This is a genomic window from Streptococcus sanguinis (assembly GCF_050223295.1).
GTDB lineage: Bacteria > Bacillota > Bacilli > Lactobacillales > Streptococcaceae > Streptococcus > Streptococcus sanguinis_X.
On the sequence record NZ_CP071424.1, the window covers coordinates 1,951,561 to 1,964,823 of the forward strand.

General features: G+C 42.7%; 16 protein-coding genes. 8 read left to right on the forward strand and 8 right to left on the reverse strand.

Annotation, left to right across the window (positions count from 1 at the left end):
• Positions 1-48 precede the first annotated feature (48 nt).
• Complete coding sequence (locus tag J1C77_RS09610) at positions 49-459, forward strand: HIT family protein (protein ID WP_002893566.1); 411 nt, start codon at positions 49-51, stop codon at positions 457-459.
• Between the two features lie 9 nt (positions 460-468).
• Positions 469-756 carry a hypothetical protein gene (locus tag J1C77_RS09615; protein WP_002896907.1) on the forward strand — a complete coding sequence of 96 codons (288 nt, stop codon included), beginning with the start codon at positions 469-471 and terminating at the stop codon, positions 754-756.
• Positions 757-877: 121 nt separating this feature from the next.
• Here the strand turns inward: J1C77_RS09615 and brpA are convergent, their stop codons facing one another.
• The 5 genes from brpA to J1C77_RS09640 form a co-directional block, all read right to left on the reverse strand.
• Positions 878-2,116 carry a biofilm formation/cell division transcriptional regulator BrpA gene (gene brpA, locus J1C77_RS09620; RefSeq protein ID WP_002923334.1) on the reverse strand — a complete coding sequence of 413 codons (1,239 nt, stop codon included), beginning with the start codon at positions 2,114-2,116 and terminating at the stop codon, positions 878-880.
• 7 nt (positions 2,117-2,123) lie between these two features.
• Positions 2,124-2,645 (reverse strand): GNAT family N-acetyltransferase, encoded by a 522-nt coding sequence (locus J1C77_RS09625; protein WP_002923333.1) that lies wholly within the window; start codon positions 2,643-2,645, stop codon positions 2,124-2,126.
• Entirely contained in the window at positions 2,638-3,078 is a 441-nt protein-coding gene (gene tsaE, locus J1C77_RS09630) for a tRNA (adenosine(37)-N6)-threonylcarbamoyltransferase complex ATPase subunit type 1 TsaE (protein ID WP_002923331.1), read from the reverse strand. The genes J1C77_RS09625 and tsaE overlap by 8 nt, the downstream gene beginning before the upstream one ends.
• A 139-nt stretch (positions 3,079-3,217) precedes the next feature.
• The gene (locus J1C77_RS09635) at positions 3,218-4,639 is read right to left on the reverse strand and encodes an NCS2 family permease (protein WP_002923330.1); all 1,422 of its coding nucleotides are present in this window, start codon (positions 4,637-4,639) and stop codon (positions 3,218-3,220) included.
• A gap of 145 nt (positions 4,640-4,784) precedes the next feature.
• On the reverse strand, positions 4,785-5,414 hold the full coding sequence (locus J1C77_RS09640; RefSeq protein ID WP_002923329.1) for a DUF1361 domain-containing protein: 630 nt from the start codon (positions 5,412-5,414) through the stop codon (positions 4,785-4,787).
• A 96-nt stretch (positions 5,415-5,510) separates the two neighbouring features.
• Between J1C77_RS09640 and J1C77_RS09645 the strand changes: the two genes are divergently transcribed.
• The 6 genes from J1C77_RS09645 to J1C77_RS09670 all read left to right on the forward strand — a co-directional run bounded on the left by J1C77_RS09645 (position 5,511) and on the right by J1C77_RS09670 (position 11,260).
• The gene (locus J1C77_RS09645; RefSeq protein WP_061592619.1) at positions 5,511-6,323 is read left to right on the forward strand and encodes a Cof-type HAD-IIB family hydrolase; all 813 of its coding nucleotides are present in this window, start codon (positions 5,511-5,513) and stop codon (positions 6,321-6,323) included.
• 217 nt (positions 6,324-6,540) lie between these two features.
• Complete coding sequence (adhP, locus tag J1C77_RS09650) at positions 6,541-7,560, forward strand: alcohol dehydrogenase AdhP (protein ID WP_002923325.1); 1,020 nt, start codon at positions 6,541-6,543, stop codon at positions 7,558-7,560.
• Positions 7,561-8,021: 461 nt separating this feature from the next.
• Positions 8,022-9,017 carry a PTS sugar transporter subunit IIB gene (locus J1C77_RS09655; RefSeq protein WP_002923324.1) on the forward strand — a complete coding sequence of 332 codons (996 nt, stop codon included), beginning with the start codon at positions 8,022-8,024 and terminating at the stop codon, positions 9,015-9,017.
• 44 nt (positions 9,018-9,061) lie between these two features.
• Complete coding sequence (locus J1C77_RS09660) at positions 9,062-9,868, forward strand: PTS mannose/fructose/sorbose transporter subunit IIC (protein WP_002893578.1); 807 nt, start codon at positions 9,062-9,064, stop codon at positions 9,866-9,868.
• An 18-nt stretch (positions 9,869-9,886) separates the two neighbouring features.
• Complete coding sequence (locus tag J1C77_RS09665) at positions 9,887-10,828, forward strand: PTS system mannose/fructose/sorbose family transporter subunit IID (protein WP_002893579.1); 942 nt, start codon at positions 9,887-9,889, stop codon at positions 10,826-10,828.
• A gap of 69 nt (positions 10,829-10,897) precedes the next feature.
• Complete coding sequence (locus tag J1C77_RS09670; protein ID WP_002923323.1) at positions 10,898-11,260, forward strand: DUF956 family protein; 363 nt, start codon at positions 10,898-10,900, stop codon at positions 11,258-11,260.
• Between the two features lie 187 nt (positions 11,261-11,447).
• Here the strand turns inward: J1C77_RS09670 and J1C77_RS09675 are convergent, their stop codons facing one another.
• From J1C77_RS09675 to J1C77_RS09685, 3 genes are read right to left on the reverse strand one after another with little or no spacing between them, the layout of a single operon-like run.
• Positions 11,448-12,080 carry a GNAT family N-acetyltransferase gene (locus J1C77_RS09675; RefSeq protein WP_002923322.1) on the reverse strand — a complete coding sequence of 211 codons (633 nt, stop codon included), beginning with the start codon at positions 12,078-12,080 and terminating at the stop codon, positions 11,448-11,450.
• Between the two features lie 13 nt (positions 12,081-12,093).
• Complete coding sequence (locus J1C77_RS09680) at positions 12,094-12,672, reverse strand: NAD(P)H-dependent oxidoreductase (protein ID WP_002923321.1); 579 nt, start codon at positions 12,670-12,672, stop codon at positions 12,094-12,096.
• Entirely contained in the window at positions 12,665-13,222 is a 558-nt protein-coding gene (locus J1C77_RS09685) for a TetR/AcrR family transcriptional regulator (protein ID WP_002923320.1), read from the reverse strand. Before J1C77_RS09685 ends, J1C77_RS09680 begins: the two co-directional genes overlap by 8 nt.
• Positions 13,223-13,263: the final 41 nt, after the last annotated feature.

Here is a 13,263-nt window from a genome sequence, read left to right on the forward strand (position 1 = left end):
TAATGGTTCTTATATTATAACAAAATCTAGCGAATAGAGGTACCATTTATGGCTGATTGTATTTTTTGTAAAATTATTGCCGGAGAAATCCCTTCATCTAAAGTCTATGAAGACGAGAAAGTCCTTGCTTTTCTGGATATTTCCCAGGTAACACCAGGTCATACCTTGGTTGTCCCTAAAGAGCATTTCCGAAATGTGCTGGATATGGATGCCGACAGCACCAGTCAGCTCTTTGCTCGCGTACCTGACATTGCTCGAAAGGTGATGAAAGCCACAGGTGCAGCCGGTATGAATATCATCAACAACAACGAAGAAATTGCTGGACAGACTGTCTTTCATACCCACGTGCATTTGGCACCACGCTACAGTGATGCAGATGATCTCAAGATTACTTTCGCAGCCCACGAACCAGACTTCCCAGCTCTGGCCGAATTAGCTGAGAAGATTGCGCAAGCTTAAGGAGGGAATATGAAACTTTCAAATATTTTCCTATTTATCGGTGCCGCAGCAGCCAGCTACAAGCTAGTTGAAAACCGTCAAAAAATCCAAGAAGAAATCATTGAAACAACAGATAGTCTAGACAAAGTAAAGGACAGTCTAGCCAATATCCAACGAAATATTGCCATCATTCAAGAGCAAAAAGAGCAAGTCAAAGACATCGCTCAAGATCTTACTTATAAATATAAAGTCCTTGAAAATCAAGCTCAAGTACAGATCCAGCAAGTCAAAGACATCTGGGAAAAGTACGAGTCTTGATAGAGAAAAGATGGATGATAGGGAAACCAAAACTCCAATCAGCCATCGCGTCAAGAACTTTCCCCCATAACCAAAAGAGACCGAGACATTTTGTCCCAGCCTCTTTTTATATTTAACTTTTTTACTCTGTAGCTGCATTAACTACTGGCTGACTTTGTGGGGTGCTGACACTGACATCTGCAGCTGGGACAGAGGAAGCCGCTGGAGCAACCGGAGTCGTATTCGTAGTTCCAACTGTTGTATCTGTCGTCGGATAAGAATAATTCTCATAACCATTATTATAAGTAGGCTGACTATAAGAATTCTGGTAACTGCTATAGCTTTCTGTGCTACTAGATGTAATACTGCTATTGCTGCTTCTTAGACTGTTGCCGCCCATAATATCTTCATAGAGAACAGCATTGGTCTTCAGACTCTTAACTGTGTCCAAGCCCAGAGACTTTCGGATTAGATTCTGCATGCTCAGCAAATGCTCTGACGTCACCAGCTGATAGCTTCCGCCGTCAGGCAAGGTCGCATCTTCTCCACGCAGCTGCTCAGACTTGATGTTCTTAAAGGCATCCTGATAGCCTAGCAATTGTGGAATGCTTTTTGAATCAAGCGCGATATTGGTCTGCATATTGCTGCTGACAGCTTTTAAAATAGCCTGATAATGGCTGACACTGTTGAGACTGAGAACTTTTTCAACCACTTTCTTAATTACTTCACGCTGACGCTTTTGGCGGCCATAGTCACCCTCTGGATCCTGATAGCGCATGCGAGCATAGACCAGCGCCTGATCACCATTGATGGTCTGCTTGCCAGGCTCCACCTTAGCAGTATACTCAGGCTCATTATCCTCAATAGAAATTGGGAAGTCAAAGGTATTATTGACCTCAATACCGCCTACTGCGTCTACTAGTTGAACCAAGCCCTGCATATTGATCATCACATAGCGGTCAATGTGGATATTCATCAAGCCCTCAATAGTCGAAATAGCTAACTCTGCTCCGCCATTCGCATAGGCTGCATTCAGCTTGGCTTCAACTGTCTGACCGTTCTCATCAATCTGAGTCAAAATATCACGTTCCAAACTCATCATGACTGTTTTCTTGGTCTTGGGATTGACACTCAGGAGAATCATGGTATCGCTGTTCCCAACCCAAGTATCCTCGCGGGAGCCACTCCCTGTATCCACTCCCATCAGCAAGATGGTCATGGGCTTAGTCGCAGAAATGACATCTGTCTCATTTCCCAAACCCTTATAAGTCTTGGACAGTTCATCTGTTGACTGACCATAGATCGTCCAAGCATAAGTACCGATACCAGCTGTCGTTACGACAAGGAGACTGAGAAACATCATTATAATCTTTTTAAACATATCTTTTTTAGTCTATCAACTTACCCATCAGGTAAACATCAAGAAATATCCCTTCTTTTAAATAGGCTCCTCTTTTTTGTAAGCCTTCAATTTCAAATCCTAAATCTTTATAGAGGTGAACTGCTCGTTCATTTCTAACCTGAACGCTCAATTCCAAACGTCTAATATCCTGAGAATCTTCTGCCCAAGCCAGTGCCTCTTCTAGCAATATGCGTCCCAGTCCTTGGTTCCAGAAAGCTTTCTTCACCACAACAAAGACTTGACCAATATGGCGAATTCGCTCATGGAAATCAGCTGTGATGCTGACAAGGCCAGCAATCTCACCATTTAAAAGTGCCAACAGATAAAGCTGATTACTAGAAGCAGCCTGATGCTCAATGAATGAAGACATCTCCTCTTGATTCATCAAAATTCCAGCCTCATCCAGCGTCATATAATCTGACTCAGACCCGACCTGATTGAGGAAGGCAATCAGCTCAGCAGCATCTGTTTTTTCCGCTTCACGCAAGCACAATTCATATTCAGTCATTCTGCAGTCCCTCAAGCAGCTCTTGGGCTCGCTTTCCTTTGGCTTCAAAAACCAATTCACGCCCATCTTCCATTTTCAAGAGACTTAATTTGAGATAGTCTTCAGGTAGATTTTCTCCCAGCAGCTCCCCCCATTCAATGACCGTCACACCCTCCCCGAAGAGAAAATCATCCAAATCAATGGAATCTGGATCGTCTCCGATGCGGTAGACATCCAGATGATAGAGCGGCAAACGCCCCTCGTATTCCCGAACAATGGTATAGGTTGGGCTTTTAATCATCTGACTGATGCCCAAACCTAGAGCCAGACCCTTAGTAAAGGTTGTCTTCCCTGCTCCTAAATCTCCCGTTAAAACCAGTATATCCCCTGCCCGAAGCAATTTGCCCAGACACTGACCCCACTGGATTAATTCTTCTTCATTATGACTAAACATTCTCTTATTATACCAGAAAAAATTTTTTTCTGCTTAATTTTGCAAAAGAAAAATCAGCTAGAAAAAGCCGATTTTTTATACTGAAAATACAATCTATCCAAACTTCACTAGACATGAGGATTTCCAGCAATGTTTAGACCTAATTTAAAGCCAGATTTACGAAATTCAAAATAAAGAGAAGATCCAAAATCCAAATCATAGAATGCACATCCTTGGCTTGACCTTTGAAGATTTTAACCAAGGTGTAGGTGATAAATCCAGCTGCTATCCCGTGAGTGATAGAATAGGCAAATCCCATAAAAATAGAAGTGAAGAAAGCTGGAATGGCTTCTGCCATATCATCCCAATGGATGTTTTTCAGACTAGCCAGCATCATAATCCCCACGATAATGAGAATCGGTGCAGTTGCAGCATTAGGAACAATGGCTAAAAGCGGACTAAAGAAGCTTGACACCGCAAAGCAGATGGCTACGACCAAGGCGGTCAGACCTGTTCGGCCTCCAGCTCCGATACCAGCTGCAGACTCCACATAAGTCGTCACATTAGAGGTTCCAGCAATTGCGCCAATAGAGGTTCCAATGAGGTCCGAGTAAAGCGCCTTATCCAAGCCTTCTGATTCATGGTTTTCTCCAGAAGTCGCCACAATCCCGACCTTTTCACCTGTCCCAATCAAGGTACCAATGGTATCAAAAATATCTGTCAATGAAAAAGCCAGAATAGCCATACATGTCTGGGGCCAGCGAGCTGAATCTGCTAAAAGGGCACCCAGACCTTTCGGTCCTACTGCCACCCCAAAAATCTGTCCCAGTTCATTAACAGCAGTACCAATGTTATTCTGCCCAAAGTCAATGGCTGACAAATCAACCAAGCCAACCAGAATAGCTACCACTGTTGTTACTAGAATGGATAGGATAACACCACCCTTGATATTTTTCACGATAAAGAAGATTGTGATGGCTAAACCGACCAAGGCTACTAGAACTGCCGGATTGTTAAAGTCTACCAGACCTGGAGTTGCTGCTGAATTGGCCGTAATAGCCGCTGCAGCCTTATCTGCTCCCTTGCCAGCTACTGTATAATTGCCCGGATCGATTGAAAACTTGAGCAAGCCAGCATTTTTAATACCTACATAAGCCAGAAAAACTCCGATCCCTGCTGAAATAGCTGCTCGCAAGGAGCCTGGAATTGACTCAATGATCATCTTACGCACCTTGGTCAAAGTGATAATGAGCGAAATAATCCCGCAGATAAAGACCATAGCCAAGGCTTCCTGCCAAGTGTAGCCCAAGGCAAAGACGACCGTAAAAGTGAAAAAGGCATTCAACCCCATACCCGGCGCCTGCGCATAAGGCAGGTTGGCAAAGAAGGCCATCATCAAGGTGCCGGCAACAGCCCCTATAATCGTAGCTAGAAATACACCCTGCTTAGGCATACCTGTCTGAGCCAGCATGGCCGGATTGACAAATAAAATGTAGGACATGGCAAAGAAAGTCGTCAGACCAGCCAAAACTTCTGTCCGGACATCTGTCCCTTTTTCGGTCAGTTTGAAAAATTTATCCATTTTTCAATAAATCTCCTTTTGAGTAAAATTTCTAATATCTAGTTCAATAACAAAGAAAAACAGATTTAAATCTGTTTATTTGCGAACGATATTTTAAATTATAATAAAAAACATTCACTTTTTCAAGATGAATGTCTCGCTATTCTTATTTTTTATTATCTCTCATCAGAAATAGCAAACTCATAAACTGCAAAAAGGTAAAACCAAGAATGAATGGCAGTCGATCAGGATGCAAAGTTTGCAAGAGCTTCTGTAGAACCAGCTGAGGATGAAGCAATAAATCCCAGCTATTGAGGCGATCATAACGTCCTATGTAGATAGCCAGACTGGACACAGCCGACAGAGCTGTCGTCAGCAATAGATCCAAATACCAGTTAAGTTTCCAACGCTCCTTGATGACATACCAGCTCTCCATACCACAGAAAATCCCGAATAAAATACTGGAAACAAAAGCTAAAAAGAGCAGAAAAACACTTGGCTTACTCAGAACATCTGCCACCCAAGTCATATGAATCAAATCAGTAATCATATAGAAAGTGTTGGGGAAGAAAAGCAACCACAACAGGAAAAGAAGAGGATAGGTCCACTTCTGCTTCTTGAATAAAAGCGTCAAGACAGCTGCATCATAGCTGATTAAGGCCAAGGTCATATTCCAGATGAGATAGGTAGGACCGCCATTTAGAGATTGGATATAGATAAAAAAGGCAATCATCAGAAAAAGAGCATGAATCATGATCGGTTTACGCATACGAAAAGCTCCTCCTTGCTGTGTCATAATTGTGACTGATTAGAGCACCATTATAACATAAGTCGTGTTATTTACACTGAATTCTGTTATAATAGTCTGTATTATCACCGAAAAGAGACTCACATGACAAAAAAAGTAATCGCTGTGGACTTGGACGGAACCTTGCTGGATTCTAACAGCAATCTGTCTGACTTCACCAAACAAACTATCAAAAAAATTTCCCAAAAGGGCCACAAAGTAATTATCACAACAGGCCGGCCCTACCGCATGGCTTTGAAATATTATAAAGAATTAGAGCTCAATACGCCCATGATTAACTTCAATGGCTCTTTGACTCACATTCCAGAAAAGAAATGGGACTTTGAAAAATCGCTGACGCTGGACAAGTCCTTTCTGCTGGATATGGTTAAGCGTAGGGATGAGATTGAAGCGGATTTCATTGCTGGCGAATACCGCAATAAATTCTATATCACCAATCCCAATGAAGAAATTGCTGATCCTAAGCTCTTTGGCATCGATGCTTTTAAGCCTGAAAATCAGTTTCAAGCCAATCTGGTAACGGAGAATCCTAACGCTATTCTCCTGCAGACACGAGCAGCTGACAAATATGCTCTGGCAGAGGAAATGAATGCTTTTTACCAGCATGAACTTGCTATCAACTCTTGGGGCGGGCCGCTCAACATTCTCGAGTGTGCTCCCAAAGGGGTCAACAAAGCCTTCGCCCTTCAGTACCTGCTTAATGTTCTCAATGTGGATCGCAAAAATCTGATTGCCTTTGGCGATGAGCAAAATGATACTGAGATGCTGTCCTTTGCTGGCACTGGCTATGCCATGAAAAATGCCAATACTGACCTGCTGCCCTACGCCGACCAGCAATTATCTTTGACCAATGACCAAGATGGCGTCGCCCACGAGCTAAACAAACTCTTTTTATAAAAGTAGACAATTAGGCAAACTCTGTTCGAGAGTTTGTCTTTTCTTTTTGTCATCTCTCGACCATCTTCAGGCTCAAAAAGCTTTAAAAATCGGAGCTTATCCGCCGTATCATAGTTTTAAAGGTTACTTCTGCTTGAAATTGTAAGCTTTTGCTATTTGTTTGAGTTTGTGATATAATTAACATAATCAAAAACTAAATAACAGGAGGAAACTACTTATGAAAGCAGTTGTTGTAAATCCAGAAGGAACCAATGTCCAACTCATCGAAAATAAGGAACTTCGTCCTCTTGAAACAGGGGAAGCTCTCGTTGACATTGAATACTGCGGTGTCTGCCATACTGATTTGCATGTAGCACACGGCGACTTTGGCAAGGTACCGGGCCGCGTTCTTGGACACGAAGGTATTGGTATTGTCAAAGAAATCGCTCCAGATGTCAAAAGTCTCAAAGTCGGAGACCGCGTCAGTGTCGCTTGGTTCTTTGAAGGCTGCGGCGCTTGTGAATACTGTACAACTGGCCGCGAAACCCTTTGCCGTACAGTAAAAAATGCTGGTTATTCTGTTGACGGTGGGATGGCAGAGCAATGTATCGTAACTGCAGACTACGCTGTCAAAGTCCCTGAAGGACTCGATCCTGCACAAGCTTCTTCTATCACTTGTGCAGGCGTAACTACCTATAAGGCTATCAAAGAAGCCCAGCTGCAGCCAGGCCAATGGACAGTAATCTTTGGAGCAGGTGGATTGGGTAACCTAGCGGTTCAATATGCCAAGAAAGTCTTTAATGCCCATGTTGTCGCTGTTGATATCAACAATGATAAGCTAGCTTTGGCCAAAGAAGTTGGTGCTGATATCGTCATCAACGGCCATGAAGTTGAAGATGTTGCTGCTCTTATCCAAGAAAAAACTGGCGGTGCGCATTCTGCAGTAGTAACAGCTGTTTCTAAAGTTGCCTTCAACCAAGCTGTTGATTCTATTCGTGCTGGCGGTCGGGTAGTTGCCGTTGGATTGCCATCTGAAATGATGGACCTCAGTATTGTCAAAACCGTTTTAGATGGTATCCAAGTCATCGGTTCCCTCGTGGGTACTCGCAAGGACTTGGAAGAAGCCTTCCAGTTTGGTGCTGAAGGATTAGTGGTTCCTGTCGTTCAAAAGCGCCCTGTTTCAGATGCTGTGGATGTCTTTGACGAAATGGAAGCGGGTACTATTCAGGGACGTATGGTACTTGACTTCACACACTAATGCTTTAAAGCATGTCAATCCCAACATTTACCAAACTTTTGGAAACGTATGATAGACAGGCTTGATATTATTTAGAAACTTTTGCCATTACAGAGGGAGACTAAAGACATAAGATGCGATTTTTTGTCTTTGGTCCTCCTCTTTCTTTTTTGAAAAATAAACACTTTCTCAAACACGATTCTTTTCTTTCATTTCAAAAGTCTTTTTCATATTATTTCAACATTTTTTCATATATTAATCTGTTGTGTTTTCTCTTTTCCTAATTTATTAAAACATTTCTATAGCTAAGGTTTGCTTATACCTATATTTATCAGGGTTTCAGCAAATACTGACATTTTTGAAAGAAAAAGTCGTTTTTAGGAACAAACGCTTGCATTTTTCATGAAAACGTTTTATAATAAACTTGCCTTAAAGTTTTCTTAAAACTTAAGTCAAACATTTTATAAGGAGGAATGTCAATAATGAGTATCGGAATCATTATTGCTAGCCACGGTGAATTTGCTGCTGGTATTCATCAATCAGGTTCTATGATTTTCGGTGAGCAGGAAAAAGTACAAGTTGTAACTTTCATGCCCAACGAAGGACCAGATGATCTCTATGCAAAGTTCAATGACGCTGTGGCTTCGTTTGATGCGGACGATGAAGTGTTGGTCTTGGCTGACCTTTGGAGTGGCTCTCCATTCAACCAAGCTAGCCGTGTCATGGGTGAAAATCCAGACCGCAAGTTCGCTATCATTACAGGCTTGAACCTGCCTATGCTGATTCAGGCTTATACAGAAAGGATGATGGATGCCAACGCCGGCATTGAAGCTGTTGTTGCTAACATCATCAAAGAAGCCAAGGAAGGAGTCAAAGCCCTGCCTGAAGAGCTGAACCCTGCAGCTGAAGAAGCAAACGCTCCTGCTGCAGCTGCTCCAGTTGCCCAAGCAGCAATCCCTGAAGGGACTGTAATCGGTGACGGCAAGCTCAAAATCAACCTTGCCCGGATCGACACACGCTTGCTGCACGGTCAGGTAGCAACAGCTTGGACACCAGATTCAAAAGCAGATCGTATTATCGTTGCTTCTGACTCAGTAGCTCAAGATGAACTTCGTAAAGAATTGATTAAGCAAGCTGCACCAGGTAACGTCAAAGCCAATGTTGTCCCAATCGACAAATTGATTGCTGTTTCAAAAGACCCTCGCTTTGGCAACACACATGCCTTGATTCTATTTGAAACTCCTCAAGATGCCCTCCGTGCTATTGAAGGCGGTGTGCCAATCAAGACTCTTAATGTCGGTTCTATGGCTCACTCAACTGGTAAAACAATGGTCAACAACGTACTCTCTATGGATAAGGAAGACGTTGCTACTTATGAAAAGCTGCGTGACCTTGGCGTTGAATTCGACGTACGTAAAGTACCAAATGACTCTAAAAAAGATTTGTTTGATTTGATTAAGAAAGCCAACGTGCAGTAGAATCAAACGTTTTGCTTTTATTAATTTACGAAAGGATTTAGAACATGTCTATTATTTCTATGGTTTTAGTAGTCTTTGTTGCCTTCTTAGCTGGGCTAGAAGGTATCTTGGACCAATTCCAATTCCACCAACCGCTGGTTGCTTGTACCTTGATTGGACTGGTAACTGGTAATTTGGCTGCTGGTGTTATGCTGGGTGGCTCTCTCCAGCTAATCGCTCTTGGCTGGGCTAATATCGGAGCTGCTGTAGCACCTGATGCCGCCCTCGCTTCTGTTGCCGCTGCCATCATCATGGTACTGGGTGGAGACTTCTCAAGCAAAGGAATCGCTGTAGCACAAGGTGTTGCTATTCCACTTGCTGTTGCTGGTCTCTTCTTGACTATGATTGTCCGCACTTTGTCAGTCGGTTTGGTTCACGGTGCAGATGCTGCTGCGAAAAAAGGAGACATTAAAGGAGTTGAACGCGCTCACTTTATCGCTCTCTTCATGCAAGGAGCACGTATTGCTATCCCTGCAGCACTTCTTTTGATGATTCCCGCTGAGTCTGTTAAATCTGCTCTTGAAGCTATGCCAGCTTGGCTATCAGAAGGTATGCAAATCGGTGGTGGTATGGTCGTAGCCGTTGGTTATGCCATGGTTATCAACATGATGGCAACTCGTGAAGTATGGCCATTCTTCGCTATTGGTTTCGCTTTGGCTGCTGTCAGCGAACTCACTCTGATTGCCCTCGGTGCAATTGGTGTCGCTATTGCCCTCATCTATCTTGCCTTGTCTAAAAAAGGCGGAAATGGTGGCGGCGGAGCAACAGCTTCATCTAACGATCCAATCGGCGATATCCTAGAAGACTACTAAGAAAGGAGACACACTATCATGACAGAATTAAATACTGTAAAACCTGATGAGTCAGGAAAATTGACTCTTTCAAAGGCTGACCGTCAAAAAGTTTGGTGGCGTTCTACTTTCTTGCAAGGTTCTTGGAACTACGAACGTATGCAAAACTTGGGCTGGGCTTATTCACTGATTCCAGCTATTAAGAAGCTTTATACTAAAAAAGAAGATCAAGCCGCTGCTCTTGAGCGTCACTTGGAATTCTTCAACACTCACCCATATGTAGCAGCTCCAATCATCGGAGTTACACTTGCCCTTGAAGAAGAGAAAGCAAATGGTGCAGCAATTGACGATGCGGCTATCCAAGGGGTTAAAATCGGTATGATGGGACCTCTGGCTGGTATCGGAGACCCTGTCTTCTGGTTCACAGTTCGTCCTATTCTTGGTGCACTTGGGGCATCTCTTGCTTTGACTGGAAATATCATTGGTCCACTTATCTTCTTCTTAGCTTGGAATGCTATCCGGATGGCTTTCCTCTGGTACACACAAGAATTGGGCTACAAGGCTGGTTCTGAAATTACTAAAGACATGTCTGGTGGTATCCTTCAGGACATTACCAAAGGTGCTTCAATCCTAGGTATGTTTATCTTAGCTGTTCTGGTTGAGCGCTGGGTATCTATTAAGTTTGTCTTTAACGTTTCATCTGTTAAGCTAGATGATAAAGCATATATCCATTGGGACAAATTGTCTAGTGGTTATAAGGGTATCCAAGAAGCCTTTGCCCAAGTAGGTCAAGGACTATCTCAAACCCCTGAAAAAGTTACAACTTTCCAACAAAACTTGGATTCCTTGATTCCTGGTTTGATGGGACTGCTTCTAACTTTCGCTTGTATGTGGTTGCTTAAGAAGAAAGTATCCCCTATCACGATCATCATCGCTCTCTTTGTAGTTGGCGTACTAGCTCACGTTGCTGGTTTGATGTAATCAAAAAGAAGGTTTCGGCCTTCTTTTTATTGTGGTATAATAGCTATATTATCTAAAAGGGAGTACTCTATGGCACAGTCACAAAACAAAACAGTTGAGTTTAATACCACTGGCGTATCCTATCTTGGATTAGGCGGAAAGGTTGGGAAATTTCTAATCGGCGAGACAGCTCTGGAGTTTTATGCTGATGCCAATGTAGAAGATTATATTCAGCTGCCCTGGACTAGCATCACTGCTATCGGTGCTAATGTTTCTGGCAAAAAAGTCAGCCGCCATTTTGAAATCTGGACTGACAAAGGAAAGTTTCTCTTTGCCTCCAAAGATTCTGGTAAGATACTCAAAATTGCGCGGGAGCATATCGGCAACGACAAGGTCGTTAGATTGCCGACTCTGTTACAAAAAATTGTTGGAATCTTTAAGAAGAAAAAATAGGGTTGAAAAAGTTTCAACCTTATTTTTTATATTTTCGACTAAGACAAAAGCTGCTTGTATCAGCAAAATGGAGCTAGCACAAAAAATTGAAAAGTGAAACAGGTTTGAGAATGCACTATTTCAGTCCCTTGAAATGATTGGGTGGGGTAAGCTGATATTATCAATGCAAGACCGCATCATTAGATCTTCAAAAAGTATAAACATCAGCTAATTTTTTCTCGAAAGTCCATGTCTTGACACCTTCAACATCACGGACATCTAACTGCTTAAATCCGTTCTTTTTGTAAAAACGACAGTTGCTTTCTGTATGAGTAATCAAAGTAAGCCGCTGGCATTTCTCTTCTTTTGCAAGCAACTCAAGTCCTTTTGAGATAAAAAGACCGCCAACTCCCTGCCCTTGATAATCGGGCAGCACACCCAGTAGTTCAAGATAAAGAGTTGAAACATTCCTTTTCTTAGCTTCTTTACTGCCCTCCCCAAAGACTTTTTGAAAGGCTAAAAGCTGGGGAATATATTGCCACATCCTCCATGCTCCTGCCCGCAAAAAGGAAAGCATACCGACAGGATGGTTACCGAGCTTATGAATGGTAGCGACCGCCATAAGACGCCCGTCCATTTCAGCAAGCAGACAAATATGATGACGCATCGCTGCCTTAACCATAACTGCATGCAATCTATTTAGAAAATCAATATAAGACCAGCTGCTGCCAAAGAGAGGACGGAATTTTTCTCTGTAGACCTCATGCTCCGCAAAAGCAGCAGTTAAAACCGAGACCGCAGCAGCAAGATCCCTTTCATCTGCTCTTCTAAAACGAATCATGATAGCTACCTCCTCAAATCTTTTCTGCTAATTTTTCTAAAAAAGCTTGACGTTTTTCAGCTGTAGACTGAGAAATATTCCCGAAATTCAACCAACGGCGCTGTCTAGCACCGATAGACTTAAAGGCATGGCCCAACATGGCTTTCTTGACGACATCACCACAGAAATATTTAAGATAGAAGGTCGGTGCTGCAGAGGTAGTAATAGCCAATACCTCTTTAATATTGGTCAAACGACCAACTAACTGGCGAGTCTTCGTCTCCTCGTAAATCTTATTTTTCAAAAAGACCTTATCTTCAAAGCCCTTGACAATAGCTGGCATATCCGCCCACCAGATAGGAAAAATCATGATAAGGCGGTCACAGGACGCAAGAGCTTCCTGATATTTTAAAACCAGCGGGTCTAGTGCCTGACCTTTATTAAAAAGCGCTAGCTCTTCCTTGGTATAGACAGGATTAAAACCATCCTCATAGAGATCGATCAGTTCATAGGTCTGACCTTTCTTCTCCAACAAGTCCTGAACCTGCTCTAAAATAGCATGGTTAAAGCTTTTATCATAGGGATGTGCATAAACAATGAGATTTTTACTCATATTTGTAACCTCCTAGTAAATCATTGAACATTGAGCGATAGACTTCCTCATCAAAAGGCTCCAAGCCTTTGGCAATAAAATGCCCATAGCCTGTGATGAAGGTGTCCAGCTTGAGCAAGAGAATCTTTTTCTCTTTCTGACTCTCAATAGGCAGCCTATCCAGATAAGCCACTGTCTTATTCCCGATTTCCAGAAGCTCACCTTTCCGGTAAGCCTCTATCGCCACAGGACTGAAAAAGAGAAAATCCATCATCCGGCTGTTGGACTCATATTCCGAAAAAAGAAAGAGTCCTATTTGCCAAATGCAATCCAAAGGATCAGATACTCCGTCAAGATACTGCTCCTCTAAACGTCTAAGCTGGCTCTGGTTTTCCAAAAGACAGACCTGATAGTAAAGATCCTCCTTGTTTTCAAAAGCCTTGTAAAAAGCACCAGTCGTAACCCCCAGCAAAGATGCCAGTTTCCTCAGAGGGATATTCTGATAGCCATATTCTCTGATAAGCTGGCTTGCCTTCTCAATCATACGGTCGCGCGTTGTTTGTTTTACCATAAGAACTCCTTTAGATAACGACGTTACCTTTATCTAAAGAT